Consider the following 267-nt stretch of genomic DNA (forward strand, 5'->3'; position numbering starts at 1 on the left):
TTCTATTACTTCGGGGATCGAGCAATTAAATAAAATACCTGCAATATTGTGATCAAGCAGTTCGGTTACGGCGTCAGTTACCAATTCGCCTGAGCGCAGGGTTGCTAGTTCGCTAACTTCATCATTTAAGGTAAATGCGTAATAGCATGGTTTGTTTGAATTTTTAAGTACGCTTGCCATTACTTGTGCTTCTTCAATGCTAGAAATAGTTTCGCCAATCCATAAATCTACATACTCGTTTTGTGCTTCGTAAAGTGTATTTAAAAT

Annotated in this window: 1 protein-coding gene; it reads right to left on the reverse strand. The window is 37.5% G+C overall.

The window, feature by feature from the left end; all coding sequences use genetic code 11:
- Positions 1-267: homocysteine S-methyltransferase family protein (locus AC0IXA_RS27555; protein WP_471814922.1), on the reverse strand; the 267-nt coding region annotated here is incomplete at both ends.

Source organism: Pseudomonas sp. AC083 (assembly GCF_979253165.1).